The following is a 25,940-nucleotide window of genomic DNA, read 5'->3' as shown; positions in this document are numbered from 1 at the left end:
CTATGCAACTGCTTCTGATCCGTCATGCCCTGCCGCTGCGCAACGAGCCCGGTGAGGGCGCCGACCCCGACCTCTCCGAGGAAGGCATCGCGCAGGCCGACCGGCTGCCGGACGCGCTCAAGCGGTTCCCGATCACGCGGCTCATCAGCAGCCCGCAGAAGCGCGCCATCCAGACCGGCCAGCCGGTGGCTGATGCGCTCGGGCTGCCCATCGAGATCGACGACCGGCTCGCCGAGTACGACCGCGACATGGCGCAGTACATCCCCATCGAGCAGATCGCGGCCGAGCATCCCGAGGAGATGGCCCGGCTCATGACCGGCCACCTGCCCAGCAGCGTCGACGAGGAGGCGTTCCTCGCCCGCATCACCGAGGCCGTCACCGACATCGCGAGCGAGGCCGAGGCCGAGGACACCGTCGTGATCTTCAGCCACGGCGGCGTGATCAACGGACTGCTGCACGACATCGTGCCGACCGAGCGCATCCTGTCGTTCCAGGTCGACTACACCGGCATCACCCGGCTGCTGGCCTCGCGCAGCGGCCGGCTGGCGGTCGCCGGCGTCAACAGCGTCGAACACGTGTGGGATCTGCTGCCGCGAAATCAGCGGTGGTAGACAGATCGGGTGGGATCTCTCGACGGCCTTGATCTGACCGCCCTCGACGCGCACCTGCGCGACATCGGGGTGACCCGAGCCGGCGAGCTGCGCGCCGAATTGATCGCCGGTGGCCGGTCGAATCTGACGTTCCTGGTGTTCGACGACGCCGCCAAGTGGGTGTTGCGCCGGCCGCCGCTGCACGGCCTGACGCCGTCGGCGCACGACATGGCCCGCGAGTACAAAGTCGTTGCGGCGCTTGAGGGTACAACGGTGCCGGTGGCGCATCCGGTGACGATGCGGGACGACGACTCGGTACTCGGTGCGCCGTTCCAGATGGTCGAATTCGTGCCCGGCCGGGTTGTGCGGTACTCGGCAGAGCTCGACGCGCTGGGCGATCAGCAGACCATCGACGCCTGTGTCGACGCGCTGATCAAGGTGCTGGCCGACCTGCACGCCCTGGACCCGGAAGCGGTCGGGCTGGGGGATTTCGGGAAGGCCAACGGGTACCTGGAACGGCAGGTGCGGCGGTGGGGTTCGCAGTGGGACCTGGTGCGGTTGCCGGACGATCCGCGCGACGACGATGTGCGCCGGCTGCACGCCCTGCTGGCCGAGAAGCTGCCGCCGCAGAGCCGCAGCGCCATCGTGCACGGCGACTACCGCATCGACAACACCATGCTCGACGCCGTCGACGCGACCAGGGTGCGCGCGGTGCTGGACTGGGAGATGTCGACACTGGGCGACCCGCTGTCGGACGCCGCGCTGATGTGCGTCTACCGGCACCCGATGTTCTCGATGGTGCATTCCGACGCGGCGTGGTCCTCGGACAAGATCCCGCCGATGGACCAGCTCGCCCAGAAGTACTCCGTGGCGGCCGGGCAGCCTCTCGATCACTGGGATTTTTACCTGGCGCTCGCGTACTTCAAGCTGGCGATCATCGCCGCCGGCATCGACTTCCGCGCCCGCATGGCCGCCGGCGAAGCCGGCCACGACGACCCCGTCGGCGAGGCCGTCGCGCCGCTCATCGCCGCCGGACTAGCAGTCCTTTCTTAGCGCGAGCGCGCGTGCCTTTCTTACCGCGAGCGTCCGTGTCTGCACGCAACACGCCGGGGTCCTCGTGCAAAAACGTCGCGCTCGCAGCTGACGAGCGCGACGTTATTGTGCATTGCGGGCGGCGTGTCGGGTGCAGACACGCACGCTCGCGGGGGGATCGGAACTAGAGCTACAACCCGGCCTTCAAGTTCTTCCGTGCGGCGAGCCGCAGCTGCAGAATGCGGATGCTCGCGACCGCGAAGGTCAGCAGACCACCCGCGACGGCCGAGAGCAGGATCGCCACACCCTTTTGCATGGTCAGCTGCCAGCCGAAAAGCCGCAGCGTGACGTCGTCGCCGTTCTGCAGGATGAACACCAGCAGCAGGATCAGGATCAGGAAACCGAGGACCAGCGCCGACCACAATGCCGCGGTGCGGGTGAACTTCACCGCGGATTCGGGTGTCTTGGGTTTCTTGGCCGGGGCCGAGTCCGGCTTGGGCGACTTGGGCGACTTGGGCGCCGGCGGTTCGGCGGGCACAGCTGCCGGCTTGGACGTCGACTCCGACGGGTCTGGGGAAGTCGCGTGGTCGCTACTCATAGGCACCATCTTGACGGTTCTGCGGGCCGGATGCCGGGAACTGCGGCACCAATTTTCGAATAACGCTAGGGTCGGCCTGAGTGCACGACGCCGAAAGGATGTTCGGGTGGCGCGAATTCTGACCGCTCTGGCGGTACTGCTGGCTGCCCTGTTGACGGGCTGCGGCAGTGCCAATCCCCTCGGTGGGGGCAGCATCTCCGGCGATCTCAAGTCGATCGTGGTGGGGTCCGCCGACTTCCCCGAGTCGAAGATCATCGCCGAGATCTATGCGCAGGCGTTGGCGGCCAACGGCTTTACCGTGGGCCGGCAGTTCGGCATCGGCAGCCGCGAGACGTACGTCCCTGCGGTGAAGGATCATTCGATCGATCTGATCCCCGAGTACACGGGCAACCTGCTGCAGTACTTCGACCCGAAGACCAGAGCCACCGCCGCCGACGATGTCGAATTGGCGCTCGCGCGAGTGCTTCCGGGTGATCTGTCGATCCTGACTCCCTCGCCGGCCGAAGACACCGACACCGTCGCCGTGTCGGCCGAGACGGCGAAGAAGTGGAACCTCAAGACCATCGCTGATCTGGCCCAGCACTCGGCCCAGGTGAAATTCGGTGCCCCGTCGGAGTTTCTGCAGCGGACCGAAGGCCTTCCCGGCTTGAAAGCCAAGTACGGCCTCGATATCGCACCGGCCAACTTCATCGCCATCAGCGACGGCGGGGGACCGGCCACCGTACGGGCACTGGTCGACGGAACCGTCACCGCGGCAGACATTTTCAGCACCTCGCCGGCCATCGTCCAGAACAACCTGGTGGTGCTCGAGGATCCGAAGCACAACTTCCTGGCCGCCAACGTGGTGCCGCTGGTGGCGTCGCAGAAGAAGTCCGATCTGCTCAAGACGGTGCTCGACGGCGTCAGTGCGAAACTCACGACGAAAGCGCTCATCGAGATGAACACCGCGGTCTCCGGGAATAACGGCGTCGACGCCGACCAGGCTGCGAAAAAATGGGTCCAGGACAACGGATTCGACAAGCCGGTGGGCCGATGATCACGTTCGACAAGGTCACCAAGAGCTACGGCAGCGCCGTTGCTGTCGATGAACTGACCCTCGAGATCGCCGAGGGGACGCTGTCGGTGTTCGTCGGGCCGTCCGGGTGCGGCAAGACCACCTCAATGCGGATGATCAACCGGATGATCGACCCGACCTCCGGAACCCTGACCGTCGACGGTGCCAACGTCGCCACCGTCGACCCGGTGCGGCTGCGCCTCGGCATCGGGTACGTGCTGCAGAGCGCCGGGCTCATGCCACACCTCAAAGTGGTGGACAACGTCGCCACGGTGCCGGTACTCAAAGGCGAATCACGGCGCAGTGCACGGAAAAAGGCGCTGGGCGTGTTGGAGCGGGTCGGACTCGACGTCAAGCTCGCCGACCGCTACCCGGCCCAGCTGTCGGGCGGGCAGCAGCAGCGCGTCGGGGTGGCCCGGGCGCTGGCCGCCGACCCACCCATCCTGTTGATGGACGAGCCGTTCAGCGCGGTGGACCCCGTCGTCCGCGAAGACCTGCAGGCCGAAATCCTGCGGTTGCAAAGCGATCTGCGCAAGACCATCGTCTTCGTCACCCACGACATCGATGAGGCCGTCAAACTCGGCGACCGCGTCGCGGTGTTCGGGCCCGGTGGCACGCTGCAGCAGTACGACGCGCCGCAGCGGCTGCTGTCCAACCCGGCCAACGCATTCGTCGCGGGTTTCGTCGGTGCCGACCGCGGCTACCGCGGCCTGCAGTTCCGGGACGCCGACGGACTCAAGCTCCGCGACATCCGCACCGTCGCCGAACCGGCGGTCGACGCGCTCGATCTCACCGACGGCCAATGGGCCCTGGTGGTCAACGCCGACGGCACGCCGTACGCGTGGATCAACGCCCACGGCGTGGGTCTGCACCGGCACGGAAAGTCCTTGTACGACAGCACCATCGCCGGTGGCTCGCTGTTCCGGCCGGACGGCACGCTGCGGCTGGCGCTCGATTCGGCCCTGTCATCCCCGTCGGGTCTGGGGGTCGCGGTCGATGAGCGGGGCCGCGTCGCCGGCGGCGTGAGCCTCGACGATGTGCTGGCAATCATCAAGAGCCGTAAGGGCGAGCAGTGCGATACCTGCTGAATCACCTGGAAGGCGCGTGGCTGCTCACGCAGATACACCTACGCCTGGCCCTGCTGCCGCTGCTCATCGGCGTGCTGATCGCCGTACCGCTGGGCGCCTACGTGCGGCAGCGGCCGCGGCTGCGCCGGTTCAGCACCATCACCGCCAGCATCGTCTTCACCATCCCGTCGCTGGCGCTGTTCGTGGTGCTGCCGCTGATCATCCCGACGCGGATTCTCGACGAGGCCAACGTCCTGGTCGCCCTGACCCTCTACACCGTCGCCCTGCTGATGCGGACGGTGCCCGAGGCGCTTGACGCGGTGCCCGCCGACACCCGGGAAGCGGCCACGGCCATGGGCTACCGGCCGCGTACCCGGTTCTTGAGAGTCGAACTGCCGCTGTCGATTCCGGTCCTCACGGCAGGCATGCGCGTGGTCGCCGTCACCAACATCTCGATGGTGTCGGTAGGTTCGGTGATCGGCATCGGCGGGCTGGGCACCTGGTTCACCGAGGGGTATCAGGCCGACAAGAGCGACCAGATCATCGCCGGCATCATCGCGATCTTCGTGCTGGCGGTGATCGTCGACCTCGTCATCCTGAGCGTCGGACGCCTGGCCACCCCCTGGACCCGGGCGAAGGCGCCGGCATGAACTTCCTGCACCAGGCCCTCGCCTACATCTTCACCGCGGCCAACTGGACCGGCCCGGCGGGACTGGGCATGCGGATGCTGGAGCACCTGGAGTACACCGGTATCGCGGTGCTCTGCAGTGCGCTCGTCGCCATTCCGGTGGGCATGTACGTCGGACACACCGGTCGCGGTACGGCCCTGGTGGTCGGCGGCGTCAACGCCCTGCGCGCCCTGCCCACCCTCGGCGTCCTGCTGCTCGGCGTCCTGCTGTGGGGGCTGGGCCTGGTGCCGCCGACTGTCGCGCTGATGCTGCTGGGCATCCCGCCCCTCCTGGCCGGGACCTATGCCGGGATCGCCAACGTCGATCCGGTGGTGGTCGACGCCGCCCGCGCCATGGGCATGACCGAGCGCCAGGTGCTGCTGCGCACCGAGGTGCCCAACGCCATGCCGCTCATCGTCGGCGGGCTGCGGACCGCGACGCTGCAAGTGGTGGCGACCGCGACCGTCGCCGCGTACGCCAGCCTGGGCGGGCTGGGCCGGTTCCTGATCGACGGCATCAAGGTGCGCCAGTTCTATCTCGCCCTCGTCGGCGCCCTGCTGGTGGCAGCTCTCGCGCTGGCGCTCGATGCCGCCTTGGCGTTGGCTGTGCGGGTCTCGCGGCCGGGCCCGGCCGGAGTTGCAATCGTGACTGCGAAGCCGGGCCTTCGTCGCCTACGGTAGACGGGTGAGCGCAGACCAGTCCGATGTCACCGAACCCGCCTGGCCCGCGATTCTGACCTGGCGCGCGCAGGATGTGTCGCGCATGGAGTCGGTCCGGGTCCAGTTGTCCGGCAACAGGATCAAGGCCTACGGCCGGATCGTGGCCGCTGCCACCGAGATTCATCCCGCATTCAGCGCGTCGTATGACCTGGTCACCGACGAGAGCGGCGCAACCAAACGGCTGTCTCTCACCGTCACCCTCGCGCAGCGTGAACGGCAGCTGTCCATCGCGCGTGACGAAGAGAACATGTGGCTGGTGCAGGACCACCAGAACCAGGCCCGGCGCGCCGCCTACAACGGTGCCCTGGACGTCGACGTCGTCTTCAGCCCGTTCTTCAACGCGCTGCCCATCCGGCGTACCGGCCTGCACAACCGCACCGCGTCGGTGTCGCTGCCCGTCGTCTACGTCCGGGTGCCGGATCTGACGGTGGAAGCCGTCACCATCGGCTACACCAGTGCCGGCCCGGGCAAGCCGATCAAGCTGGACTCGCCCGTCGCGGACACCTCGATCACCGTCGACGACGACGGCTTCATCCTCGGCTACCCCGGACTGGCAGAGCGGATCTGATCACGCCGCCGGCGCGGCCCAACGCGGCCAGTTCTTCGCGCCAGCCCTCTTCTCCGATGGTCGTCGCGAGGATCTGCGGGCGCCGGAAGCTGTCGTAACGGACCCGCGCGGCGTGGCCGCTCTCCACGAGCTCGGCCACCGACTGTGCCTCGACCAGTGACGAACGGGCCTGGCTGAGCAGCTCCATCGCCCGGTCGAGCATTGTCGTCAGCTCCGTGGCGTTGGCCTCGCACATGGCCCGGACCAGGTCGGGTGCGGTGGCGGCAACCCGGGTGCCGTCCCGGAACGAACCCGCGGCGAGGGCGAATGCCAGCGGAACCTCACCCGCAGTCGCGGCGAGGGCCTCGGCCAGCAGGTGCGGCAGATGCGAGATCGCGGCGGCCGCGGCGTCGTGTTCGTCGGAGCGCGCGGGCACGATCACCGCGCGGCAGTCCAGCGCCAGATGCATCACCTGGGCCCACACCTGCGGGTCGACGTGGTCGTCCACGCTCACCACCCATGGTGCCCCGGCGAACAGATCGCGGGTGCCCGCCGCCCAGCCGGAATGTGCGGTGCCGGCCATCGGGTGGCCGCCGACGAATCGGTCGAGCAGCCCGTGCTCCTGAACTTGTTGCAGCACATTGCCTTTGACGCTCACCACGTCGGTGAGCGGGCAGTCCGGGGCGGTGTCGCGGATGTGCTCGAGCATGATCGGCAGCGCGGGCACCGGCACCGCCAGCACGATGAGCGCGTCGCTCGCCGCAGCGCGCTTCAGCGCGGCGCCGAGGTCCTCGGTCGCGTCGAAGCCGTCGGCCGTCGCCGCCCGGACCGCATCGATCGAGCGGTTGTATCCGAACACCTCGCGGCCCGCGGCCTGTCCGGCCCTCATCAGCGATCCGCCGATGAGTCCCATACCGAGCACACACACCGGAGTTGTCACCTTCCAAGGTTTGCACACGGCCCCGGTCGGGTACATATGGGACCGCTGGTCAAGTGGCAGAGTGCGGACTAGCGTTATCCGCATGGGAGTACAGCGCGCGCAGGCACAGCAGCAGGTTGCCGATCTCCCCGACGGCTTCGGAGTCGCGGTCGTCCGGGAGGACGGCGCATGGCGTTGCGTCCCGCTGAAACGGGCCGCGCTGGTCGACCTGGCAGCCGCCGAGACCGAACTTCGCGAACTACGTTCCGCCGGCGCGGTTTTCGGCCTCCTGAACGTCGACGACGAGTTCTTCGTCATCGTCCGCCCGGCCCCCTCGGGTGCCCGGCTGCTGCTCTCGGATGCTACCGCGGCGCTGGACTACGACATCGCGGCCGACGTGCTGGAGAAGCTGGACGCCGACCTCAGCCTGGAAGAGCTCGAAGAGGACGATCCGTTCGAGGAAGGCGACCTCGGGCTGCTGGCCGATCTGGGTCTGCCCGAGGCGGTGCTCGGCGTGATCCTCGCCGACGACGAGTACGCCGACGAACAACTCAGCCGCATCGCCCAGGAGATGGGCTTCAACGACGAACTCGTGGCGGTATTGGACAAGCTGGGGCGGTGAGCTCCGCTAACTGTGGCCCGATTGTCGGCTCCGCCGACGAACGGCTGATCCGCGTTGCCCTGGAGGCCGCCGAACTCGCCGGTGCCGACGACGTGCCGATCGGAGCGGTGGTCTTTTCGGCCGACGGGGTGGAGCTGGCTCGGGCCGCCAATGCCCGCGAATCCCTGGGTGACCCGACCGCGCACGCGGAAATCCTGGCGTTGCGCGCGGCTGCCGCGGTCCACGGCGACGGCTGGCGGCTGGAAGGCGCGACGCTGGCCGTCACCGTCGAGCCGTGCACCATGTGCGCCGGCGCGCTGGTGATGTCCCGGGTGGCCCGCGTGGTGTTCGGGGCGTGGGAACCCAAGACCGGCGCCGTCGGCTCGCTGTGGGACGTGGTGCGCGACCGGCGGCTGACCCACCGGCCCGAAGTTCGCGGCGGGGTCCTGGAGGCCGAGTGCGCGGCGCTCATGGAGGGGTTCTTCGCCCGGCAGCGCTGATTTCCAGGATTCCTCGCTGCCACATCAGAGAAGTACGTGAGTTCAGTCGAATGGGCGATCAACCTGTTGCGACTGAAACCAGGGACTTGTCGCAGCGGGAAAAGGTGCCTGGTTTCAGTCAAAGTGGCTTCGAGCGTCCAGCGAGTGAAGCTACGGACTTTCTGGCCCGAGGCCCGTGCGGGTAGTCCCAAAGGCACCCAACTAGAGCTCAGGTCACGGACGCAAGCCTGGTTTCGGCGTCACGCGACCAGCGATTAGGGACTGGGGCCCGGGTTCGGTAAGCTGCCACACGGTGGCGTGTCCGAGCGGCCTAAGGAGCACGCCTCGAAAGCGTGTGTGGGGTAACCCCCCACCGAGGGTTCAAATCCCTCCGCCACCGCCATGGAGCCCCTCACCTGTCACCGCAGGTGAGGGGCTTTTTTGCGACCTGCAGGAGCCCGCCCGCTGAGATCCGGGAAACACAAAGGCCAGGCACCCATCTCGGGTGCCTGGCCTATGTGATCAGGAACTAGCGGCCGAAGGTGAAGGCCGAGCCGCCGTCGACGTTGGAGCCGCCGACCGGGGTCGCGACGCCGGCGCCGGAGTTGGTGCCGGCCTGAACGCCGTCGGGGCCGATCTCGCCGGAGGTGCCGGTGTTGAAGCCGCTGCCGCCGACCGGGGTGTTGACGGCTGCGCCGCCGCCGGTACCGCCACCGAACGTCGGGATGAAGTCGGCCGGGGCGGGCGCGGCGAACTCGTTGGCGGCGCCGGCGTTGAAGCCGCTGCCACCGAACGGCGTGTTCACACCCGCGCCGCCGCCGGCGTTGGCGCCGCCACCGAAGTTCGGGATGAAGTCAGCCGGGTTGGGCACGTTGAAATCGGTGGACGCACCGGTGTTGAAGTTGCTGCCGCCGAGCGGGGTGTTGATCGCCGCGCCGGTGTTGGTGTCGAAGCCCGCACCACCGAAGCCGGCGTCGGTGCCCGTCGCGGTGTTGAACTCGCCACCGCCGAGCGGGGTGTTCACACCGGCGCCGCCGCCCGCGTTGCTGGAGGCATCGAAGGGGTGCCAGAAGGGGTTCTCCACGCCGAAGCCGGCGCCGCCACCGGCGTTGCCGTTGCCGATCGGGGTAGCGACCGCGGCGCCGGTTTCACCGGAAACCTCGTCGTCGGCCCAAGCCGGGGCCGCGACGGCGAGCGGGACCAGCGCCAGGGCCGATGCCGCAGCAAATCCGATCAAACGTCCTGAGTTGCGCATTAGTGATACTCCAATCATGGTTCTCTCGCGTGTGGCCAGGTGAACCTACTGGGTCGTACTCGGTTCCTCCGACCACTACCCTCGTATCGCCGGCCACGGCGCATCCGTTACAGCAGTGAACCAGCTGGTTAACACGCCATGATTTGCTGTCAGTCTCGATTTGATCACTCGTACTGTGAATATGCTGGCAGTTGACGCTTGCGCCGGTCTTGCTGGCGGGCGGCCCGCTAGTCGTCGAGCAAAACCGCGGCCTCGTACCAGTGGCACAGCAGCAACGCCATCTCGACATCCAGCCGGTCGTCGCCGAGCGGCCGTCCCCGCCGTTCCAGCGCCCGCCCGACGCGGTACTTGACGGTGTTGAAATGCACCACCAACTCGTCGGCCGCGGCTGTGTAGCTACCGCCGTGTCGCAGGAACACCTGCAAGGTCTCCCGCAGCCGGGCGTCATTGGCACCGGTCCCGGCCAGTGGCCCGAGGACCGTGTGGACGAACTCCCGGGCGTCATCCTGGTTCTCGCCCAGCAGCGCGGCTGCGGCAAAGCCCGGGTCATCGGCCGCGGTGACACCTGTCAGGTCCGCCGTCACCGCGACACTGTGCGCGCGCAGGGCCTGCCGGTGCGACCGGCGGAAGCCGTCGACGCCCGGCAGCGGGGTGCCGACGGCGACGGCAGGGGCGCTCGGCTGGGAGTCCGTGAACTGTCGCAGCTGTGCGGACGCGCCGTCCGCGGTGGCGCCCGACAACGGCAGCCAGCCCCAGCCGGTCCGCTGATCGGCGGCCAGGAACAGCGGACTTCCCTGCGTGCCGAGATGATCGGCAGCCGCGCGCAGGAACTGTTCGAGTCGGGCCAGCGCGTCGTCGTGCCCGGTGACCTGGCCACTACCCGCGGGCCACCACAGCACCACGGCCAGATGATGGCGGCGCATCGGATAGCGGATCGCGGCCGTGACGGCTTCGGGGTCGGAGTCGTTGCCGGACAACACTTCCCGCACCCGCAGCGCCTGTGTGCTGTTGCGGTTGGCGAGCCAGCGGTCGCGCTCGTCCTCGTAGACCGTGACGACCTGCTGTGAAATCCAGTCGATGTAGCGGAACGTCACCGACGTCATGCGCTCGTAGATGGCCAGGCAGGTCTGGGGCGCGAACCCGGCGCGGTTGATCTCCTCGGCCGCGACGTCGAGCACGAGCGCGTGGCCGATGCGGTAGGCACGCGTGAGGGCGTTCATCGGTACCCCGCGCTGCGCGAGCCGGCGCGCGTACTCGAGGGCAGCGGTGGGCGCTTCGATGTTTTCCAGAGATATGTCGTAGCGCAGCGCGTGGAAGATGGTCTCGACATTGCCGCCGACACTGGCGCGGAGCAGTTCGATGATCTCGGGGTCGCCGCGCAGTTCGGTGATATCGCTGGCCAGACGGTGCCCGACGGAGCGCGCGACCTCGGCCTGGCGCGCGATGAGGCGGGTCATGATCGTGGTGTTGGCCTCGCTGACCGCCGGATCCATGTGCCGACTGTAGAGCCAGAGTTTGTGTCGAGCGTACAAATCGGCCGACAAAGTTGATCGGCGCACGACGGAGTGGTGCACACCACAAACTCCTACTTTTATGACATGAACCTCGCCACCCTGCCCGACCGTCGCGCTGCCGCGGCGCCCCACGCGCCGGCCGTCGCGGACGACCAGACCGACCTCGACAACGCCGCATTTCTCGATGCCGTTCAGCGCGCCGCCGGGGCGCTGCATCAGCGCGGTGTGCGCACCGGCGACGTCGTCGGCATCATGCTCCCGAACCGCGCGGCCTTCGTCGTCGCGCTGTTCGCCACCTGGCGGCTCGGCGCCGTCGCGACGCCCATCAGCCCGACCCTGGTACCCGCCGAAGTCGCCTACCAGGTGACCGACGCCGGCGCGGCCGTGCTCGTCGTCGACCGTGACGTCGACTCCGACGTCACCGTGCTGCACGTCGACGACATGGATGGCGAGCCCCGCACCGCCGATCCCGTGGCCGGCAACGACGATGACCTGGCCCTGCTGATCTACACCAGCGGCACGACCGGACGGCCCAAGGGCGTCATGCTCGACAACGCCAACCTGAATGCCATGTGCGCCATGGTGATCGAGGGCTTCGAGCTGACCGACGCCGACCACAGCCTGCTCATCCTGCCGCTGTTCCACGTGAACGGCATCGTCGTCAGCGTGCTGTCGCCGCTGCTCGCGGGTGGTCGCACCACCATCGCCGGCCGGTTCAACCCGGCGACCTTCTTCGCCCGACTGGAATCCAGCCGCGCCACCTACTTCTCCGCGGTGCCAACCATTTACACCATGCTGCTGGGCCTGCCGCCCGAGGTGCAGCCCGACACCTCCGCGGTGCGGTTCGCCGTGTGTGGCGCCGCGCCGGCCAGCATCGAACTGCTGGAGGGTTTCGAAAAGCGTTACGGCATCCCACTGATCGAGGGCTACGGACTGTCCGAGGGATCGTGCGCCAGCACCGGCAACCCGCTGAACGGGCCCCGCAAGGTCGGCACCGTCGGAATTCCGTTGCCGGGTCAGGAGATTCGCATCGTCGACCTCGCCGGCGCCGAAGTGCCCCAGGGGGAACTCGGCGAGGTGGTGATCAAGGGACCCAACGTGATGCGCGGCTACCTGAACCGTCCCGAGGAGACCGAGAAGACCCTCAAGGATGGCTGGCTGCACACCGGCGACGTCGGCCGGTTCGACGAGGACGGGTACTTGGTCCTGGTCGACAGGGCCAAGGACATGATCATCCGCGGCGGCGAGAACATCTACCCCAAAGAGATCGAGACCGTCGTACACCAGGTCGCCGGCGTCGCCGAGGCCGCGGTGGTCGGACGCGCAAGCGGGCTCTACGGCGAAGAGCCCGTACTGTTCGTCTCCGCGCATCCGGGGGCCGAACTCGACGTCGACAACATCACCGCGCACCTGCAGGCGTCACTGTCGAAATACAAACTGCCCGTGGATATCACGGTCCTGGAGACGCTGCCGAAGAACCCCGTCGGCAAGATCGACAAGCCGTCCCTGCGCAAAACCCTCACCGCCGCCGATCCGCGAATCTAGCCTGATACCAGCAAAGGAGCTCACCTCATGGGATTCATCGAACCGACCTTGCCCAAGGTCGACCTGGAAGAGTTTCTCCGCATGCCGCTGCAGGAGCGGCTCCGCATCATGTGCCTCAAGTGGGTGGACGAAGGGTACGGCGCACCGCGCATGATCCACGTCCTCTACATCCTCAAACTCACGGTCTTCTACGCCATCGGTGGTGTCACGATCGCGACCGCGACATCACACCTGCCGGCGTTCTGGCACGTCTCGCAGTGGTGGGACCAGCCGATCGTGTACCAGAAGGTGATCCTGTGGACGGTCCTGCTGGAACTCGTCGGATTCGCCGGCTCCTGGGGACCGCTGGCCGGCAAGACCAAGCCGATGACGGGCGGGTTCCGATTCTGGGCCAAGCCCAACACCATTCGGCTGCGGCCGTGGAAGGCGGTGCCGTTCACGAACGGCGACCGGCGAACCTGGTTCGACATCGTCGTGTACGTCGCCCTGATGGCCACCGTGCTCATCGCCTTGGTGCTGCCCGGCGTGCCCAGTGAATCGCTGTCGAAAGCGTTGCCCGACAACACCTCCGGACTGGTCAACCCAGCGCTGTTCATTGCACCGATCATCCTGTTCGTGCTGATCGGCCTGCGGGACAAGACGATCTTCCTCGCCGGCCGTGGCGAGCAGTACCTGCCGGCGCTGATCTTCTTCGCCACGCTGCCGTTCGTCAACATGATCATCGCCGGCAAGCTGCTGATCGGCACCGTCTGGATCTGGGCCGGGGTCTCGAAATTCGGCCTGCACTTCACCAACGTCATTCCGCCGATGGTGAGCAACAGCCCCGCCATCCCGTTCAAGTGGCTCAAGCGGGCCCACTACCGCAACTTCCCCGAGGACCTGCGGCCGTCGCACCTGGCCACCTTCATGGCGCACGGGCCGGGCAGCATCGTGGAAATCGCTGCGCCGCTGGCACTTCTGTTCTCGCCGTGGCCGTGGCTGTCCATCGCGGCCGCCGCCATCATGGTCAGCTTCCACCTGTTCATCATCTCGACGTTCCCGCTGGCGGTACCGGTGGAATGGAACGTGCTGTTCGCGTACGCCACCATCTTCCTGTTCCTGGGCTTCCCCAACGGGGACGGCTACGCGGTGTGGGACATGAACCCGGGCTGGCTGGCCATCGTGCTCGCCGCGGCGCTGTCGTTCTTCCCGATCCTGGGTAACCTGCGCCCCGACCTCGTGTCGTTCCTGCCGGCCATGCGCCAGTACGCCGGCAACTGGGCGTCGGCGGTGTGGACCTTCACACCCGGTGCCGAGCAGAAGCTCAACCGCGTCACCCGGTCGTCGCCCAACTCGGCCGACCAGTACGTCGCCTTCGGATGGGACCCGCTGACCGCCGAAGTGTTCACCCAGCAGGTGACGGCGTGGCGGGCCATGCACAGCCAGGGCCGCGGTTTGTACTCTGTGCTGCTGAAATGCCTGCCCGACATCGACACCCGCACCGTGCGCGAAGGCGAGATGTCCTGCAACACCATCATCGGCTTCAACTTCGGTGACGGGCACCTGCACAATGAAGACCTGATCCGGGCTATCCAGTCAGAGGCGCAGTTCGAGCCGGGCGAGTTCGTCATTGCCTGGGTGGAGTCGCAGCCTATCCACAAGATGACGCAGGAGTACAAGGTGATCGACGCGGCACTGGGCGTCATCGAGCGCGGCACGTGGAATGTGAAGGACCTGGTCGACGAGCAGCCGTGGCTGCCCAACGGCCCGATCCCGCTCAACGTCACGTGGCAGCGGGCGGGAGTCCTGCAGTGATGAGGGGCCAGCGGGTAGCGAAGGCGGATCGCGCATGAGTAATGCGGTTGTGGTCGGCGCCGGGCCCAACGGACTCGCCGCCGCCATCACCTTGGCCGCCAACGGAATCAACGTCACGGTGCTGGAGGCCACCGACCGCATCGGCGGCGGCATCCGCTCCAGCGAGTACGTCCTACCGGGCCTGGTGTTCGACGACTGCGCCGCCATCCATGTGATGCCGGCGGGCTCCAGGTTCATCAAGGACCTCGGCCTGGATCGCCATGGCCTGCAGTGGAAGTGGACCGACATCGACTGCGTCCACCCGCTCGACGACGGCTCCGCCGGCGCCCTCTACCGCTCGGTCGAGACCACAGCCGCCGGGCTCGGGACCGACGGACCACGGTGGAAAATGCTGTTCGGTGGACCGTCGCGCCGGTTCGACGCCCTGTCCGAGGACATCATGGGCCCGCTGCTGCGGGTGCCGCGACATCCGTTGGGGCTCGCCAGGTTCGGGGCGCCGACGGTGCTGCCCGCGGCAGCGCTGGCCCGCGTCTTCCGGACACCGCAGGCGCGTGCGCTGTTCGGAGGTGTTGCCGCACATACCTTTCAGCCGCTGCACCACCCGTTGACCTCGGCGATCGGGCTGGGCATCATCACTGCCGGGCACGCCAACGGCTGGCCGGTGGCCGCCGGGGGATCACAGGCGATCACCAACGCCCTCGAGGCGGTGCTGACCGAGTTGGGCGGCAAGATCGAGACGGGCGTGCGGATCACCGCTGCATCCCAGTTGCCGCCCGCCGACATCACCGTCTTCGACCTGTCGCCGACTGCCATTGCCGGGATCCTCGGAGACCGGCTGCCGGCGCGCGTGCGGCGCGCCTTCGATCGGTTCCGTTACGGCCCAGGCGCTTTCAAGGTCGACTTCGCGGTGGAGGGCGATGTGCCGTGGACCAACGTGGCGGCCCGCCGGGCCGGTACCGTGCATTTGGGCGGTGACTTCGCCGAGATCGCCACGACCGAACGGGACATCCACGCGGGCCGGATGCCGCAGCGTCCCTTCGTCTTGGCGTTCCAGCAGTACCTGGCCGACCCGGAGCGCTCGGTCGGCACTGTCAATCCGGTGTCGGCGTATGCGCATGTGCCCAATGGCTACAGCGGCGACGCCACCGAGGCGATCATCGCGCAGATCGAGCGGTTCGCCCCCGGATTCCGCGATCGCATCGTCGGACAGGCCGTGCGGTCCACCACCGAGATGTCGGTCTACAACACCAATTACGTGGGTGGCGACATCAACACCGGCGCCAAGGACATCCGGCAGCTGGCCTTCGGGCCGCGAACCACGCTCTCGCCGTACACCATCGGTGTCCCGGGCATGTACATCTGCTCGGCGGCCACGCCACCGGGACCGGGTGGGCACGGCATGTGCGGGGCCAATGCCGCGACCGTCGCCTTGGCGCGGTGGGGACGCTAGCTATACGTTCACCGCGACGGTGTGCATCTCCCAGACCAGAATTTCGGCGCCCTCGTCGGCCGCGGTGATGCGTTGTCCGCCGCTCGCGGTGAGTCGCACGGCGTCACCGCGATACAGCGGACCGGAGCCTTCGAATTCGGCCTGCCCGCGGGTGACGAAGACGTGGCCGTACGGTGCGTCCGGCACCTGCACCGCGTGACCGGCATCCAACCGTGCGACGTGCAGCGCGGCATAGCTGTTGCCGAAGGTGATCGCGGCGTCGTCCCGGTACTTGCGCATGCCAGAAGCCATGGGAATCAACGCATTTCCGGCGAGTGCTGTGGAGATGTCGGCTTCCTGATAGCTGGGTGCACCGCCGAGTTCCTCGGGCGGAATCCACATCTGGACGACCCGCAGCGGCCGGCGTTCCTGCCGCCCGGCGCCGTTGCGCTCCGAATGCCGCAGGCCGGTGCCCGCGCTCATCCGCTGGGCCAGGCCCGGATAGATGGTGCTCTCGTTGCCCAACGAATCCTTGTGTACCAGTGAGCCTTCGAGCACCCAGGTGATGATCTCCATATCCCGGTGGTCGTGCGCGTCGAAGCCCTCACCGGGGTCGACAGTGTCGTCGTTGTTGATCATCAGCAGGCCGTGCGCGTTGGCCGCCAGATCGAAGTTACCGGTCGCCGGGAACGACTGCCACGATTCCAGCCACTCGTTGCGCCAGTGCCAGCGTTCGTCAGCGCGGATGACGCGAATTGCTGAAGTCACCGCTCAATTCTGGCAGGCGTGGGTCGGATGCGGGGTGCACCATGGACGCATGAGCCGCCGGCTGCTGTGGGCACTGAGTGCCGTCATGCTCGTCTTCGCGCTGCCGGCGCTCGCCGGCTGCGGCACGCACCCGGCCTCCGGTGCCCCGACAAACGCGTCGAGTCAGTCGGTGCAGTCCGGTGGCCTGACCCGCACCTTCCACCTCTACCGGCCCGACGGGCTCAGCGGCCCGGCGCCGCTGGTCGTCATGCTGCACGGCGGGTACGGCGACGGGGCGCAGGCCGAGCGCGCCTACAACTGGGACGCCGAGGCCGACGCCGGCCGGTTCGTCGTCGCCTATCCCGACGGCATGGATCGCGCCTGGAACGCCGGGACCTGTTGCGGGATACCGAAGAACCGCGACATCGACGACGTCGGGTTCATCACCGCCATGGTCGGTGCGATCGAAGCGCAGCTGCCCATCGATCCGGCCCGGGTCTACGTCGCCGGGATGTCCAACGGCGCGATGATGGCGCTGCGCCTCGCGTGCCAGACGGACCTGTTCGCCGCGGTCGCCCCCGTCGCCGGGACGCTGTTGACCGACTGTTCGCACGCCGCACCGACCTCGGTGCTGCAGATCCACGGGACCGCCGACGACCGCGTCCCGTTCGACGGCGGGCCGGGCAAGGCCCGGACGCTCACCGGTGCGCCCAACGTCGACGGGCCGTCGGTGCCCGCGGTAAACGCGACGTGGCGGGGCATCGACGCGTGCGGTGCTCCGGTGACATCGACTGCCGGCGCCGTGACGACACAGGCCGCCGACTGTCCCGGCGGCCGCACCGTCGAACTCATCAGCATCGCCGGCGCCGGCCATCAGTGGCCCGGCGGCGTCCCGAGCCCGTTGGCGCAACGACTTGGCGACCTGCCGCCGCCGTCGACGGCGCTGAACGCGACCGACGTCATCTGGCGGTTCTTCGACGCGCATCATCGCTGAAACCACGCCGGTGTACGGAATGTCGAATGGGCACACGCAAAATCCCCAGATTGTCCGAGCGTTGAACTGTGTCCCGGCGCACACTAGGGCCGTGACCGCCGACGGTGAGGTGAGATGAGCAGACATTGGCGGGTTGCCCTCGTCCAGGCCAGCCCACTGCAGGGCGACGACCCGGTGGCCGAACTGACTGCGGAGCTCGCGGCGATCCGCGCTGAGCACCCGGACACCCAGATGGTGGTCTTCCCCGAGATTCACCTGCTCGGCGCGAGCGACGGCGCCGACGACCCTGCGGCCTATTTCGACGCGGTTGCCGAGCCGCTCACCGGACCGCTCGCGCAGCGGCTCGGCGCCGTGGCCGCCGACGCCGGCGTCTGGCTGGTGCCCGGTTCGATCGCCGAGCGCGGCGACGACGGCCGGGTCTACAACACCGCTCTCGTCTTCGACCCCGACGGTCGTCTGGTCTCGTCGTACCGCAAGGTGTTCCCGTGGCGCCCGCACGAACCGTGGGCGTCCGGCGCCGGTTTCACGACCTTCGATGTACCCGGTGTCGGCCGAATGGGCGTCAACATCTGTTACGACAGCTGGTTCCCCGAGGCGACCCGGCAGATCGCGTGGCTCGGCGCGGAGGTCGTGTTCAACATCGTCAAGACGACGTCCGACGACCGCGCGCAGGAACTCGTCCTGGCCCGCGCCAACGCGATCACGAACCAGATCTACTACCTCAGCGTCAACGCCGCCGGGCCACTCGGGCGCGGGCAGAGCATCTACGTCGGACCCGAGGGTGAGGTACTTGCTGAGGCAGCCCACGCCGAGCCGGAGGTCACGTATCTGACGATCGACCTCGACCGGGTGACGGCGGTGCGGACCCATGGCACCGCCGGGGTCAACCGGGTGTGGGAACAGCTGCACGCCGATGACGACCCCATCGAACTGCCCGTCTACGGCGGCCAGCTCGTGCAACAGCGGTGGCAGCCGCAGACCGTCAACCCCGAAGGACGCTCATGACCGAAACCGCGCAGCAGACCGACGAGGCCGGCCACCTCAACGCCACCCTCGGCCTGGGTGGCGTGACGCTGTTCGGCCTCGCCTACATGGCGCCGATCATCGTCCTGGGCATCTTCGGCGTGATCGCCGAGGCGTCCGCGGGCGCCAGCGCGGGTTCCTATCTGCTGGCCACCGTGGCCATGCTGTTCACCGCCGCGAGCTACGCGAAGATGTCGGTGCACTATCCGGTCGCGGGCTCGTCGTACACCTACGTCCGCAAGGCGCTGGATTCGCGGCTCGGGTTCCTGGTCGGCTGGACGATCCTGCTCGACTACCTGTTCCTGCCGCTGGTCATCTGGTTGATCGGCGCCGCGTACCTGACCGGTGAATTCCCGTCGGTACCGGCGTGGGTGTGGATCGTGCTCTTCATCGTTCTGACGACCGCGCTGAACATCCTCGGACTCAAGGTGGCCGACAAGGCCAATCTGGTCCTGATGGCCCTGCAGTTCCTGGTGATCGCCCTGTTCGTCGGTTTCGCGGTGGCCCACATGGTCTCTCACCACGGCGCCGGCTCGCTGCTGTCCGGCACACCGTTCAGCGGCACCGGCGGTTTCTCCGCGATCGCCGCGGGCGCGGCCATCGCGGCGTACTCGTTCCTCGGGTTCGACGCCGTCAGCACGCTCACCGAGGACACCAAGAATCCGCAGCGCAACATCCCGCGCGCCATCATGCTCGTCGCGCTCATCGGCGGCGTGGTCTTCGTCGCGGTCGCCTACGTCCTGACGCTCGTCCAGCCTGGCGGCACGTTCACGAATGCCGATTCGCTCGCCGCCGACACCGCCCGGACCATCGGCGGGGCGCTGTTCGCCGCGTTCTTCGTGACCGGTCTGATCATCGGCCAGTTCACCTCGGGCCTGGCCGCGCAGGCCAGCGTGTCCCGGCTGCTGTACGCGATGGGCCGAGACTCGGTGTTGCCCAAGAAGTTCTTCGGCAAGCTGTCGCCCCGGTTCTTCACGCCCGTCTTCAACATCGTGCTGTGCGGGCTGATCGGCCTGGGGGCGGTGTTCCTCAGCGTCGCGACGTCGACGTCGTTCATCAACTTCGGCGCCTTCACCGCCTTCACGCTCGTGAACCTGTCGGTGATCGGCTACTTTGTCCGGCATCGCCACGAGAAGCGACTGAATCCCTTGACGTACGTGGCGATTCCGTTGATCGGCGCGATCGTCGACGTCTACCTGCTCACCCAACTCGGCAGTGCGGCACTGACTCTCGGGGTGATCTGGATGGCGATCGGCGTGGTGTACCTACTGGTCCTCACCCGCGGTCTGCGGGTCCCGCCGCCGGAGCTGTCACTGGCTGAGTAGGCGTGCGCTGTTCCTCTCGAGCGGGGCGCAGTGGACGTCGAACCGCCGCGCGACGGTATCCAGGGTGCGCTGCAGGTGCGGACGCCGACGGCGGTGGGTTGCCAGGAACTGGGCCGTCCCGACGAGCTGACGTGGCATCGGATACCACTTCGCGAAGTCCAGCCCGCAGTCCTGAAAAACCTTGGCGGGCAAAGCATCCGTCAAGAGGCTGAGATTGTGCAGCGCCAGCGTCATCAAGGTGTGGGGGAACACCGCGTTGCACTTGCGCCGCAGGTCGATCATGTCGAGCTCGTAGAGCGGCACCTCGGTGAGTTGGCCGGTGAACATCAGATGGGGCAGGAAGTAGCCCATGAACGTCGTCAGATGCAGTGTCGCCGCCCTGCTGTTCAATGACAGCACCCGGCCGCTGGGCGACGCGTAGGGCTCGTACGGCCCCGAACGCTTCAGCAGGTACCCGGTGCAGTTGACGATCCAGCTGTCCGGATCGATCTCCCGGACGGCGCCGCTGCGCAACTGCAGTTCGGTCCGCCCGTCGCGATCGACGGCATCCACGAAATGGTCCATGACAATGTCGGCCAGACCGGCGGCGATGGCGTCGCGCTCCGCCGTCGACAACAACCCGAGCAGGAAATTGCCGGTCTCGGGCGTCACCCACACCCCGCAGCGTTCCCGCCAGCGGCGGGCCACTTCTTCTTCGTTGGTGCCGTCGAACAGCCGCGTCAGGTCGTCGACCAAGGCATTGAACGTCAGTCCACCCCACCATCGCTTGCCGCCGGTCGGGAACAGGCGGTCGCGGTGCGCGAAGTAGGTTCCCGAACCGGCCAGCAGATTCACCTCGCGTCCGGGGTGACGGGTGATCAGTGCGTACGCGGTGTCCATCGCGGTCTTGCCGCTGCCGATCACCCACACCGGCGCGCCGCTGGCGTCGATGTCACCGCCGCGCATGTCGCAGTAGTTCGGTGACACCGAGTGGACGCTGGTGCTGGACACCGGCAGCGGGTCGTTCGGTTCGACGTCGGCTGCGGTGGCCTTGATCAGATGCTTGGCTTCGATGACCATGCTCCGGCCGTCGTCGGAAGCACATTGGATGCGGACCACGCCGTCGGCCTCGGCATCGGATTGCATTGTCCAGCCGTAATATTCGTCCACCGCGATGCGCCGGCGCAGCACGTCGAGGCAATGGTCGAAGTGCGCCAGCACTTCGTGTTTGGTGGCCAGGTGCGACGGTTCGGCGCCCAGTGTCCACCCGATGTTCCCGACGGTGAAGAACGGGTGTGGCTGGTGCAGGCGCACGTAGTCGTAGGTGTCGACCCACATGCCGCCCGGTCGGTGCCGACGGTCCAGCAGGATCACCCGCTGACCCGGCGACAGGTACTGGGAGGTGGTGAAAAGGGCGTTCAGACCGGCGATTCCGGCCCCGACGATGCAGACGTCGCAGCGCTGGATTCCAGGTCCGGTGGTGTCGTTGCCCATGAGGCCTCCTTGTTCCTTGGAAAAAGGCTCCGGCATCGGGCCCGCCGGTGCAATCAGTCGATTGGCGTATTTCCTTGGCGCACTACAGGGATATGGCGAGCAGCGTGCGCACGAGCTCGGCCTGGCGGTGGGTGCCCGTCTTGTCGAAGATGTGTTGCACGTGGGTTCGGACAGTGCCGGCAGACAGGCACATGCTCTCGGCGATGGGCTTGATGCCGTCGCCCTGTATCAGCCTGATGGCCACTGCCGCTTCGGCCGTCGTCAACCCGTACAGGCGGCGCAGCATCTCGGTGTCCGGTTCCGGGTGTCGCTCGGGATCGAGGATGAGCACCAGCGCCCGCGATTCGGCGAGCGGAGCCGTCACGTGCTGGAACGGCAGCACGTGAATCACGTACGGGCGCAGGCCCGATGGGCGCGGGCACAACAGCGAGGTGCCGCCCCGCACCACCGATCCGGTCTGCCCGAGTGCGGCGTTGATGCCGTGGCGCAGCGCTGCGTCGGCGGGCGGGTGCGCGAACTCGAACGAGCCTTCCCGGATGGTCAATCCGTCGTGCCGGCGGACGATGTTCTCGGCCGCGGTGTTCAGGTATCGCACCGACAACGTGCAGTCCACGACGGCCATCCCGATGCGCGTGACGTTGTCCATCGCCGACGAGATGTTCCGGATTTGATGGGTGGCCGCGCTGAGGTCGTGCTGGATGCGCAATGCGCGCTGGAAGTGGGGGACCAGTGCCTCTGTGAGGTGGACGCGGTCCGGGGTGTCGAACGGGTCGGAACGTTTCTCGGTGGCGACGAGCCAGGTGGCAGGCTGCGGTCCATCGGTCAGGCGGACGAACAGCCCGTCGTCGAGTCGGTGCGGCCGCATCCAGTCCATGAGGAACTCTGCCTGCGGCTGCAGCTCGGCGAGTTCCTGGCAGCTGTGCACATACCCGACGGGCCCGTTCTCGACGGCCTCGAGGAGGTAGTCGATGTGACGGTAGTACTCGGCGTACTCGGCCAGGGCGTCGGTCGGGATGGTGACGCTCTGGGGTGCGCGGCTCACGCCATCGGCCAATACCAGGGCAGCCCCACCGGTTGCCTCGAACATGGTGTGGAGTTGGGCCATTGTCGCGGTCCATCGCTCTGGCTGGACCGCGGAATCGTAGATCGAGGAGACTACGCGTGAGAAGTCCTCGACCGTGACCACGGCCGACGCTCCCTGAGATGTGTTGCGGTCACGTCTGGCGCCTTTCGCGACGTGATCCCCCCATGAATGGACAGGTGCTGCGGAAATCGTAATTCAAGACCAATGGTATGTAAAGTGTTGGCTGGGTGATCGCTGAGAGTGGCTCGGCGGCGCCGAGCGTGCGGACAGATCGCGATTAGCGGGGGATCGCGATCTGTGCGCACTCTCGAACCCCGATGAAGTGCTAGCGGCAGGGTTAGGGAGAACCCTTATTTCGCTCGCGCGGTCCATGTCATACGTTGCGTTCATGCTTCCGGTGGAGCCGTGCTATCTCGTCGAGTGGTACCACCCGAGTTTCATCGGGCCGATGCTTGCTGAAGCGGCCGCGACGCTTGCTGCGGCAGCCCTGTCACTGTCCACCACCGAGGCATCGGTACGCGTCGCAACCGTGATTTCGGTGCCCAACGACGAGGTGGCTTTCGGGATTTTCGTGGCCGACTCCGCGGACATCGTCACCCGGACATGTGACCGGGCCGGGTTTCCCGCGCAGCGTCTCAGTGTGGCGAAAGACATCGAGTTTCCGGGCTGACGCATAGTTTCCGTAGGGGTATCCCCAAGGAATTTCACAGCGCATAATCGCGGTGTGCTGGGAAATCGCCTGGACGAGCCGCGAGTGATCGGCGAGTTCCTGGCCCCGTCACGGTGGCCCGCCGCCTTGCTCCTGGAGGGTGAGGCCGGCATCGGGAAGACGACGCTGTGGTTGTCGGTGATCGATCAGGCACGCACCTCGGGTGTCCGGGTGTTGTCGGCGCGTACGGCTGCGGCGGAGTCGGTGTTGGCCTACGCCGCACTTGCCGATCTGTTGGGCGCCGTCGATGCCGCCGTGTTGACGGATTTGCCTGCCCCGCAGCGGATCGCGATGGACCGGGTGTTGTTGCGCGGGGCGGGTGACGATGACGAGGCGACGGATCCGCGGGCGGTGGCGGCCGGCTTCCTGTCGGTGATCGAGCGGCTGGCTGATGAGTCGCCGGTGATCATCGCGATCGACGATCTGCAATGGCTGGACACCTCGAGCCGGCAGGTGGTGGCTTTCGCCGCGCGGCGACTGGTGGGCCGGGTCGCCGTGGTCGGTACGGTCCGCACCGAATCTCTACACGGTGCCGCGGTGTCGTGGCTGCAGCTGCCGAGAGCGGACGCGATCACCCGGATCCAGTTGTCGCCCCTGAGCCTTGGGAAATTGCACGGTCTGCTCGCCGAGCGGCTGGGGCTGAGTCTGCCCCGGCCCACCATGGTCCGGATTCACGAGATTTCCGGTGGCAACCCGTTCTATGCGCTCGAACTGGCCCGCACGATCGGTACTCCGGCGTCGACAGGCGAGATGTCATGGCCGGGCTCGCTCGCCGAGTTGGTCCAGGACAGGATCGGCAGCGTCGGCGCTGACGCGCGCGAGGCGTTGTTGGTGGTGGCGTGTGCTGCCACCCCGTCGGTGGAACTTGTTGCCCGCGTGAGGGATTTGCCGGCGGACGGCGTCGTGGCGCTGTTGGAGGACGCCGAGGCCAATGGGATCGTCGGGATCGAGGGGCAGCGAATTCGCTTCACGCACCCGCTGTTGGCGGCCGGGGTCTATGCTGCCGCGACCCCGGCGCAACGGCGTGCGACGCATCGCCGGCTGGCTGCGGCCATCGACGATCCGGAGCTGCACGCCCGTCATCTCGCGCTCTCGGTCACGCGGGGCGATCCGCACACGCTGGAAGCCCTGGACATCGCCGCGGAGAGAGCGCTCATCCGGGGTGCCCCGGCCGCCGCGGCCGAATTGCTCGATCTGGCAGCCGGACTCGGCGGCGACACCCCCGAGCGCCGGATCCGCCAGGCGAGCCACCACTACAACGCCGGCGACGCCGACCGCGCCCGATCGCTGCTCAATCGGACGGTGGGAGAAGCTGTCCCGGGACCGGTTCGGGCGCAAGCGTTCAGCTTGCTCGGCGCCATCGAGATCGTCGATCGAAGTCACAGCGGGGCAGCTCGACTGCTCGAGCGTGCTCTCGATGAGGCCGCAGCCGATCTGGCGGCGCGGGTGCAGATCTTGGTGCCGATGTCGTTTGCGCTCTACAACATCGACCAGCACGCGCTCGCGGCACGCCGAATCGACGAAGCCACCGATTGTGCAACCCGGCTCGGGCAGCCCGGGTTGCTGAGTCAGGCGCTGAGCATGCGGACCTTGGTGCGATTCTGGCTGGGCGAGGGCGTCGACGAGGAAAGTCTGCAGCGGGCAATCGATTTGGACGACGGAGACGCGGCCACGTCGGCATTCTTCCTGCCCCGCATGCACAGGGCCACCTTGTGGTCGTGCACCGGGAAACTCGATGCGGCACGCGCCGAGTTCCGCGCCATCAGGCAGCAGTGCATCGACGGCGGAGTGGAGACCGACCAGAACTTTGTCGCGATCAACGCCGTCCACAACGAGATCTGGCGCGGGGACCTTGCCGCCGCCACGCTGCTGGCAGACGACGCCATGGAACGCGCCGTGCATCTCGGCGGCTTCCACCACACCGCGGCCCTGGTCATGCGCGCGCGGTGCGCCGCGTATGCGGGGAGGGAGGACACCGCGCGTGACGCGGTCCGCGACGTCCTTGCCACCGTGCCCCTGTCCGAGTGCTTCATCTTGACCGGATGGGCGATCATGGCCCTCGGCTTCCTGGACCTCTCGCTGGGCAACTACGACGCCGCGCTGGCCGCGCTCGAGCCGTTGTTGTCGACCTTCGCGCAGCGGCCCGAGGCGACGGAGATTTACGTCGCCGAGTGGGTGCCTGATGCGGTGGAGGCGTTGGTGGGGTTGGGTCGATTGGCTGAGGCCGAGTCGTTGGTGGTGGCTTTGGAGGCCAATGGTCGGCGGTTGGGTCGTGGGTGGATGTTGGCGGTCGGTGGGCGGTGCCGGGCTCTGGTGTTGGGTGCGCTGGGCCGTGTGGATGAGGCGGTGGCGGTCGCTGAGTGTGCGTTGGTCGAGCATGACGGGTTGTGGATGCCTTTTGAGCGGGCGCGCACGGTGTTGGTGTTGGGGCAGTTGCAGCGTCGTCAGCGTCGGCGGGCGGTGGCGGTGGTGACGTTGCAGGAGGCGTTGGGGGCGTTCGAGGGGCTGGGTACGCCGTTGTGGGCGGAGCAGGCGCGGCGTGCGTTGGGTCGGATCGATGAGCGGTCTGATCGGGGTGCGGTGCTGACGGCGTCGGAGCGTCGGATTGCCGAGTTGGTGGCGTCGGGGATGAGTAATCGTGAGGTGGCGGCGAAGTTGTTCGTCAGTGCCAAGACGGTGGAGGTGCACTTGTCCCGGATTTATCGGAAGTTGGGGATCCGGTCGCGGGCCGAACTCGGTTGGCGCATCACGCGGCCCGAACCGACGTCCTGACG

Annotated in this window: 24 protein-coding genes and 1 tRNA gene; 18 read left to right on the top strand and 7 right to left on the bottom strand. The window is 67.5% G+C overall.

The features are described 5' to 3' along the window. Positions 1–2 precede the first annotated feature (2 nt). On the top strand, positions 3–611 hold the full coding sequence (locus tag ACZ5IQ_RS27200; RefSeq protein ID WP_212807429.1) for a histidine phosphatase family protein: 609 nt from the start codon (positions 3–5) through the stop codon (positions 609–611). 9 nt (positions 612–620) lie between these two features. Then, positions 621–1,643, top strand: a complete 1,023-nt coding sequence (locus tag ACZ5IQ_RS27195; protein ID WP_212807428.1) for a phosphotransferase family protein — start codon at positions 621–623, stop codon at positions 1,641–1,643. Positions 1,644–1,812: 169 nt separating this feature from the next. Here the strand turns inward: ACZ5IQ_RS27195 and ACZ5IQ_RS27190 are convergent, their stop codons facing one another. Then, positions 1,813–2,220, bottom strand: coding sequence for a LapA family protein (locus tag ACZ5IQ_RS27190; RefSeq protein WP_464480535.1), 408 nt, complete (start codon positions 2,218–2,220; stop codon positions 1,813–1,815). 106 nt (positions 2,221–2,326) lie between these two features. Here ACZ5IQ_RS27190 and ACZ5IQ_RS27185 point away from each other — a divergent pair, with 106 nt between their 5' ends. Genes ACZ5IQ_RS27185 through ACZ5IQ_RS27165 form a run of 5 tightly spaced genes read left to right on the top strand, consistent with a single transcriptional unit; the run spans position 2,327 to position 6,296 of the window. Further along, positions 2,327–3,256, top strand: coding sequence for an ABC transporter substrate-binding protein (locus ACZ5IQ_RS27185; RefSeq protein ID WP_212807427.1), 930 nt, complete (start codon positions 2,327–2,329; stop codon positions 3,254–3,256). Beyond that, complete coding sequence (locus tag ACZ5IQ_RS27180; RefSeq protein ID WP_212807426.1) at positions 3,253–4,362, top strand: ABC transporter ATP-binding protein; 1,110 nt, start codon at positions 3,253–3,255, stop codon at positions 4,360–4,362. Before ACZ5IQ_RS27185 ends, ACZ5IQ_RS27180 begins: the two co-directional genes overlap by 4 nt. Continuing rightward, positions 4,347–4,991 (top strand): ABC transporter permease, encoded by a 645-nt coding sequence (locus ACZ5IQ_RS27175; protein WP_061004978.1) that lies wholly within the window; start codon positions 4,347–4,349, stop codon positions 4,989–4,991. Before ACZ5IQ_RS27180 ends, ACZ5IQ_RS27175 begins: the two co-directional genes overlap by 16 nt. Next, on the top strand, positions 4,988–5,689 hold the full coding sequence (locus ACZ5IQ_RS27170; protein WP_061004976.1) for an ABC transporter permease: 702 nt from the start codon (positions 4,988–4,990) through the stop codon (positions 5,687–5,689). Before ACZ5IQ_RS27175 ends, ACZ5IQ_RS27170 begins: the two co-directional genes overlap by 4 nt. A 4-nt stretch (positions 5,690–5,693) precedes the next feature. After that, complete coding sequence (locus tag ACZ5IQ_RS27165) at positions 5,694–6,296, top strand: putative glycolipid-binding domain-containing protein (protein ID WP_212807425.1); 603 nt, start codon at positions 5,694–5,696, stop codon at positions 6,294–6,296. On the opposite strand, the gene ACZ5IQ_RS27160 is transcribed toward ACZ5IQ_RS27165, so the two are convergent. After that, entirely contained in the window at positions 6,259–7,203 is a 945-nt protein-coding gene (locus ACZ5IQ_RS27160; RefSeq protein ID WP_464481511.1) for a prephenate dehydrogenase, read from the bottom strand. The two genes, ACZ5IQ_RS27165 and ACZ5IQ_RS27160, sit on opposite strands and share 38 nt — an antisense overlap. Before the next feature lie 94 nt (positions 7,204–7,297). Here ACZ5IQ_RS27160 and ACZ5IQ_RS27155 point away from each other — a divergent pair, with 94 nt between their 5' ends. The 3 genes from ACZ5IQ_RS27155 (at position 7,298) to ACZ5IQ_RS27145 (ending at position 8,677) form a co-directional block, all read left to right on the top strand. Further along, positions 7,298–7,816 (top strand): tRNA adenosine deaminase-associated protein, encoded by a 519-nt coding sequence (locus ACZ5IQ_RS27155; protein WP_029119076.1) that lies wholly within the window; start codon positions 7,298–7,300, stop codon positions 7,814–7,816. A gap of 20 nt (positions 7,817–7,836) precedes the next feature. Continuing rightward, complete coding sequence (locus ACZ5IQ_RS27150) at positions 7,837–8,295, top strand: nucleoside deaminase (RefSeq protein WP_212814529.1); 459 nt, start codon at positions 7,837–7,839, stop codon at positions 8,293–8,295. 291 nt (positions 8,296–8,586) lie between these two features. Further along, a tRNA-Ser gene (locus ACZ5IQ_RS27145) sits at positions 8,587–8,677 on the top strand. Positions 8,678–8,803: 126 nt separating this feature from the next. On the opposite strand, the gene ACZ5IQ_RS27140 is transcribed toward ACZ5IQ_RS27145, so the two are convergent. Together ACZ5IQ_RS27140 and ACZ5IQ_RS27135 are read right to left on the bottom strand one after the other, a co-directional pair. Next, positions 8,804–9,529: a hypothetical protein gene (locus ACZ5IQ_RS27140; protein ID WP_212807424.1), complete on the bottom strand. Its 726-nt coding sequence runs from the start codon at positions 9,527–9,529 to the stop codon at positions 8,804–8,806. Positions 9,530–9,756: 227 nt separating this feature from the next. Continuing rightward, positions 9,757–11,022, bottom strand: a complete 1,266-nt coding sequence (locus tag ACZ5IQ_RS27135; protein WP_212807423.1) for a PucR family transcriptional regulator — start codon at positions 11,020–11,022, stop codon at positions 9,757–9,759. Positions 11,023–11,127: 105 nt separating this feature from the next. Between ACZ5IQ_RS27135 and ACZ5IQ_RS27130 the strand changes: the two genes are divergently transcribed. From ACZ5IQ_RS27130 to ACZ5IQ_RS27120, 3 genes are read left to right on the top strand one after another with little or no spacing between them, the layout of a single operon-like run. Continuing rightward, on the top strand, positions 11,128–12,588 hold the full coding sequence (locus tag ACZ5IQ_RS27130; RefSeq protein WP_212807422.1) for a class I adenylate-forming enzyme family protein: 1,461 nt from the start codon (positions 11,128–11,130) through the stop codon (positions 12,586–12,588). 27 nt (positions 12,589–12,615) lie between these two features. After that, on the top strand, positions 12,616–14,382 hold the full coding sequence (locus tag ACZ5IQ_RS27125; RefSeq protein WP_212807421.1) for a DUF3556 domain-containing protein: 1,767 nt from the start codon (positions 12,616–12,618) through the stop codon (positions 14,380–14,382). 34 nt (positions 14,383–14,416) lie between these two features. After that, positions 14,417–15,832 (top strand): phytoene desaturase family protein, encoded by a 1,416-nt coding sequence (locus tag ACZ5IQ_RS27120; protein ID WP_318983929.1) that lies wholly within the window; start codon positions 14,417–14,419, stop codon positions 15,830–15,832. Here ACZ5IQ_RS27120 and ACZ5IQ_RS27115 read toward each other — a convergent pair whose 3' ends face one another. Further along, positions 15,833–16,579, bottom strand: coding sequence for a pirin family protein (locus ACZ5IQ_RS27115; protein ID WP_212807419.1), 747 nt, complete (start codon positions 16,577–16,579; stop codon positions 15,833–15,835). It abuts the gene before it with no gap. Positions 16,580–16,628: 49 nt separating this feature from the next. Between ACZ5IQ_RS27115 and ACZ5IQ_RS27110 the strand changes: the two genes are divergently transcribed. The 3 genes from ACZ5IQ_RS27110 (at position 16,629) to ACZ5IQ_RS27100 (ending at position 19,900) form a co-directional block, all read left to right on the top strand. Beyond that, the gene (locus ACZ5IQ_RS27110) at positions 16,629–17,552 is read left to right on the top strand and encodes a CE1 family esterase (protein ID WP_212807418.1); all 924 of its coding nucleotides are present in this window, start codon (positions 16,629–16,631) and stop codon (positions 17,550–17,552) included. A 114-nt stretch (positions 17,553–17,666) separates the two neighbouring features. Continuing rightward, positions 17,667–18,557, top strand: a complete 891-nt coding sequence (locus ACZ5IQ_RS27105; protein WP_212807417.1) for a carbon-nitrogen hydrolase family protein — start codon at positions 17,667–17,669, stop codon at positions 18,555–18,557. Then, positions 18,554–19,900 carry an APC family permease gene (locus ACZ5IQ_RS27100; RefSeq protein ID WP_212807416.1) on the top strand — a complete coding sequence of 449 codons (1,347 nt, stop codon included), beginning with the start codon at positions 18,554–18,556 and terminating at the stop codon, positions 19,898–19,900. The genes ACZ5IQ_RS27105 and ACZ5IQ_RS27100 overlap by 4 nt, the downstream gene beginning before the upstream one ends. Here ACZ5IQ_RS27100 and ACZ5IQ_RS27095 read toward each other — a convergent pair. Beyond that, on the bottom strand, positions 19,886–21,373 hold the full coding sequence (locus tag ACZ5IQ_RS27095; protein ID WP_212807415.1) for an FAD-dependent oxidoreductase: 1,488 nt from the start codon (positions 21,371–21,373) through the stop codon (positions 19,886–19,888). The genes ACZ5IQ_RS27100 and ACZ5IQ_RS27095 overlap by 15 nt on opposite strands. 82 nt (positions 21,374–21,455) lie before the next feature. Next, positions 21,456–22,478 carry a helix-turn-helix transcriptional regulator gene (locus tag ACZ5IQ_RS27090; protein ID WP_212807414.1) on the bottom strand — a complete coding sequence of 341 codons (1,023 nt, stop codon included), beginning with the start codon at positions 22,476–22,478 and terminating at the stop codon, positions 21,456–21,458. Between the two features lie 367 nt (positions 22,479–22,845). On the opposite strand from ACZ5IQ_RS27090, the gene ACZ5IQ_RS27085 reads away from it, so the two are divergent. After that, positions 22,846–23,127: a hypothetical protein gene (locus ACZ5IQ_RS27085; protein WP_212807413.1), complete on the top strand. Its 282-nt coding sequence runs from the start codon at positions 22,846–22,848 to the stop codon at positions 23,125–23,127. Positions 23,128–23,181: 54 nt separating this feature from the next. Next, positions 23,182–25,938: a helix-turn-helix transcriptional regulator gene (locus ACZ5IQ_RS27080; RefSeq protein WP_244872739.1), complete on the top strand. Its 2,757-nt coding sequence runs from the start codon at positions 23,182–23,184 to the stop codon at positions 25,936–25,938. The last annotated feature ends 2 nt before the right edge of the window (positions 25,939–25,940 follow it).

The organism is Mycobacterium toneyamaense (assembly GCF_055384815.1).
The sequence above is the reverse complement of the archived record's forward strand: the minus strand, read 5'-3'. Positions and strand labels throughout refer to the sequence as shown.

Bases quoted from the DNA above. Each gene is read 5' to 3' on its own strand.
- ACZ5IQ_RS27110 (WP_212807418.1), top strand. From the start codon at position 16,629: ATGAGCCGCCGGCTGCTGTGGGCACTGAGTGCCGTCATGCTCGTCTTC.
- ACZ5IQ_RS27090 (WP_212807414.1), bottom strand. From the start codon at position 22,478: ATGGCCCAACTCCACACCATGTTCGAGGCAACCGGTGGGGCTGCCCTG.
- ACZ5IQ_RS27130 (WP_212807422.1), top strand. From the start codon at position 11,128: ATGAACCTCGCCACCCTGCCCGACCGTCGCGCTGCCGCGGCGCCCCAC.
- ACZ5IQ_RS27140 (WP_212807424.1), bottom strand. From the start codon at position 9,529: ATGCGCAACTCAGGACGTTTGATCGGATTTGCTGCGGCATCGGCCCTG.
- ACZ5IQ_RS27135 (WP_212807423.1), bottom strand. From the start codon at position 11,022: ATGGATCCGGCGGTCAGCGAGGCCAACACCACGATCATGACCCGCCTC.
- ACZ5IQ_RS27120 (WP_318983929.1), top strand. From the start codon at position 14,417: ATGAGTAATGCGGTTGTGGTCGGCGCCGGGCCCAACGGACTCGCCGCC.
- ACZ5IQ_RS27100 (WP_212807416.1), top strand. From the start codon at position 18,554: ATGACCGAAACCGCGCAGCAGACCGACGAGGCCGGCCACCTCAACGCC.
- ACZ5IQ_RS27125 (WP_212807421.1), top strand. From the start codon at position 12,616: ATGGGATTCATCGAACCGACCTTGCCCAAGGTCGACCTGGAAGAGTTT.
- ACZ5IQ_RS27085 (WP_212807413.1), top strand. From the start codon at position 22,846: ATGCTTCCGGTGGAGCCGTGCTATCTCGTCGAGTGGTACCACCCGAGT.
- ACZ5IQ_RS27155 (WP_029119076.1), top strand. From the start codon at position 7,298: ATGGGAGTACAGCGCGCGCAGGCACAGCAGCAGGTTGCCGATCTCCCC.
- ACZ5IQ_RS27105 (WP_212807417.1), top strand. From the start codon at position 17,667: ATGAGCAGACATTGGCGGGTTGCCCTCGTCCAGGCCAGCCCACTGCAG.
- ACZ5IQ_RS27200 (WP_212807429.1), top strand. From the start codon at position 3: ATGCAACTGCTTCTGATCCGTCATGCCCTGCCGCTGCGCAACGAGCCC.
- ACZ5IQ_RS27190 (WP_464480535.1), bottom strand. From the start codon at position 2,220: ATGAGTAGCGACCACGCGACTTCCCCAGACCCGTCGGAGTCGACGTCC.
- ACZ5IQ_RS27095 (WP_212807415.1), bottom strand. From the start codon at position 21,373: ATGGGCAACGACACCACCGGACCTGGAATCCAGCGCTGCGACGTCTGC.
- ACZ5IQ_RS27170 (WP_061004976.1), top strand. From the start codon at position 4,988: ATGAACTTCCTGCACCAGGCCCTCGCCTACATCTTCACCGCGGCCAAC.
- ACZ5IQ_RS27180 (WP_212807426.1), top strand. From the start codon at position 3,253: ATGATCACGTTCGACAAGGTCACCAAGAGCTACGGCAGCGCCGTTGCT.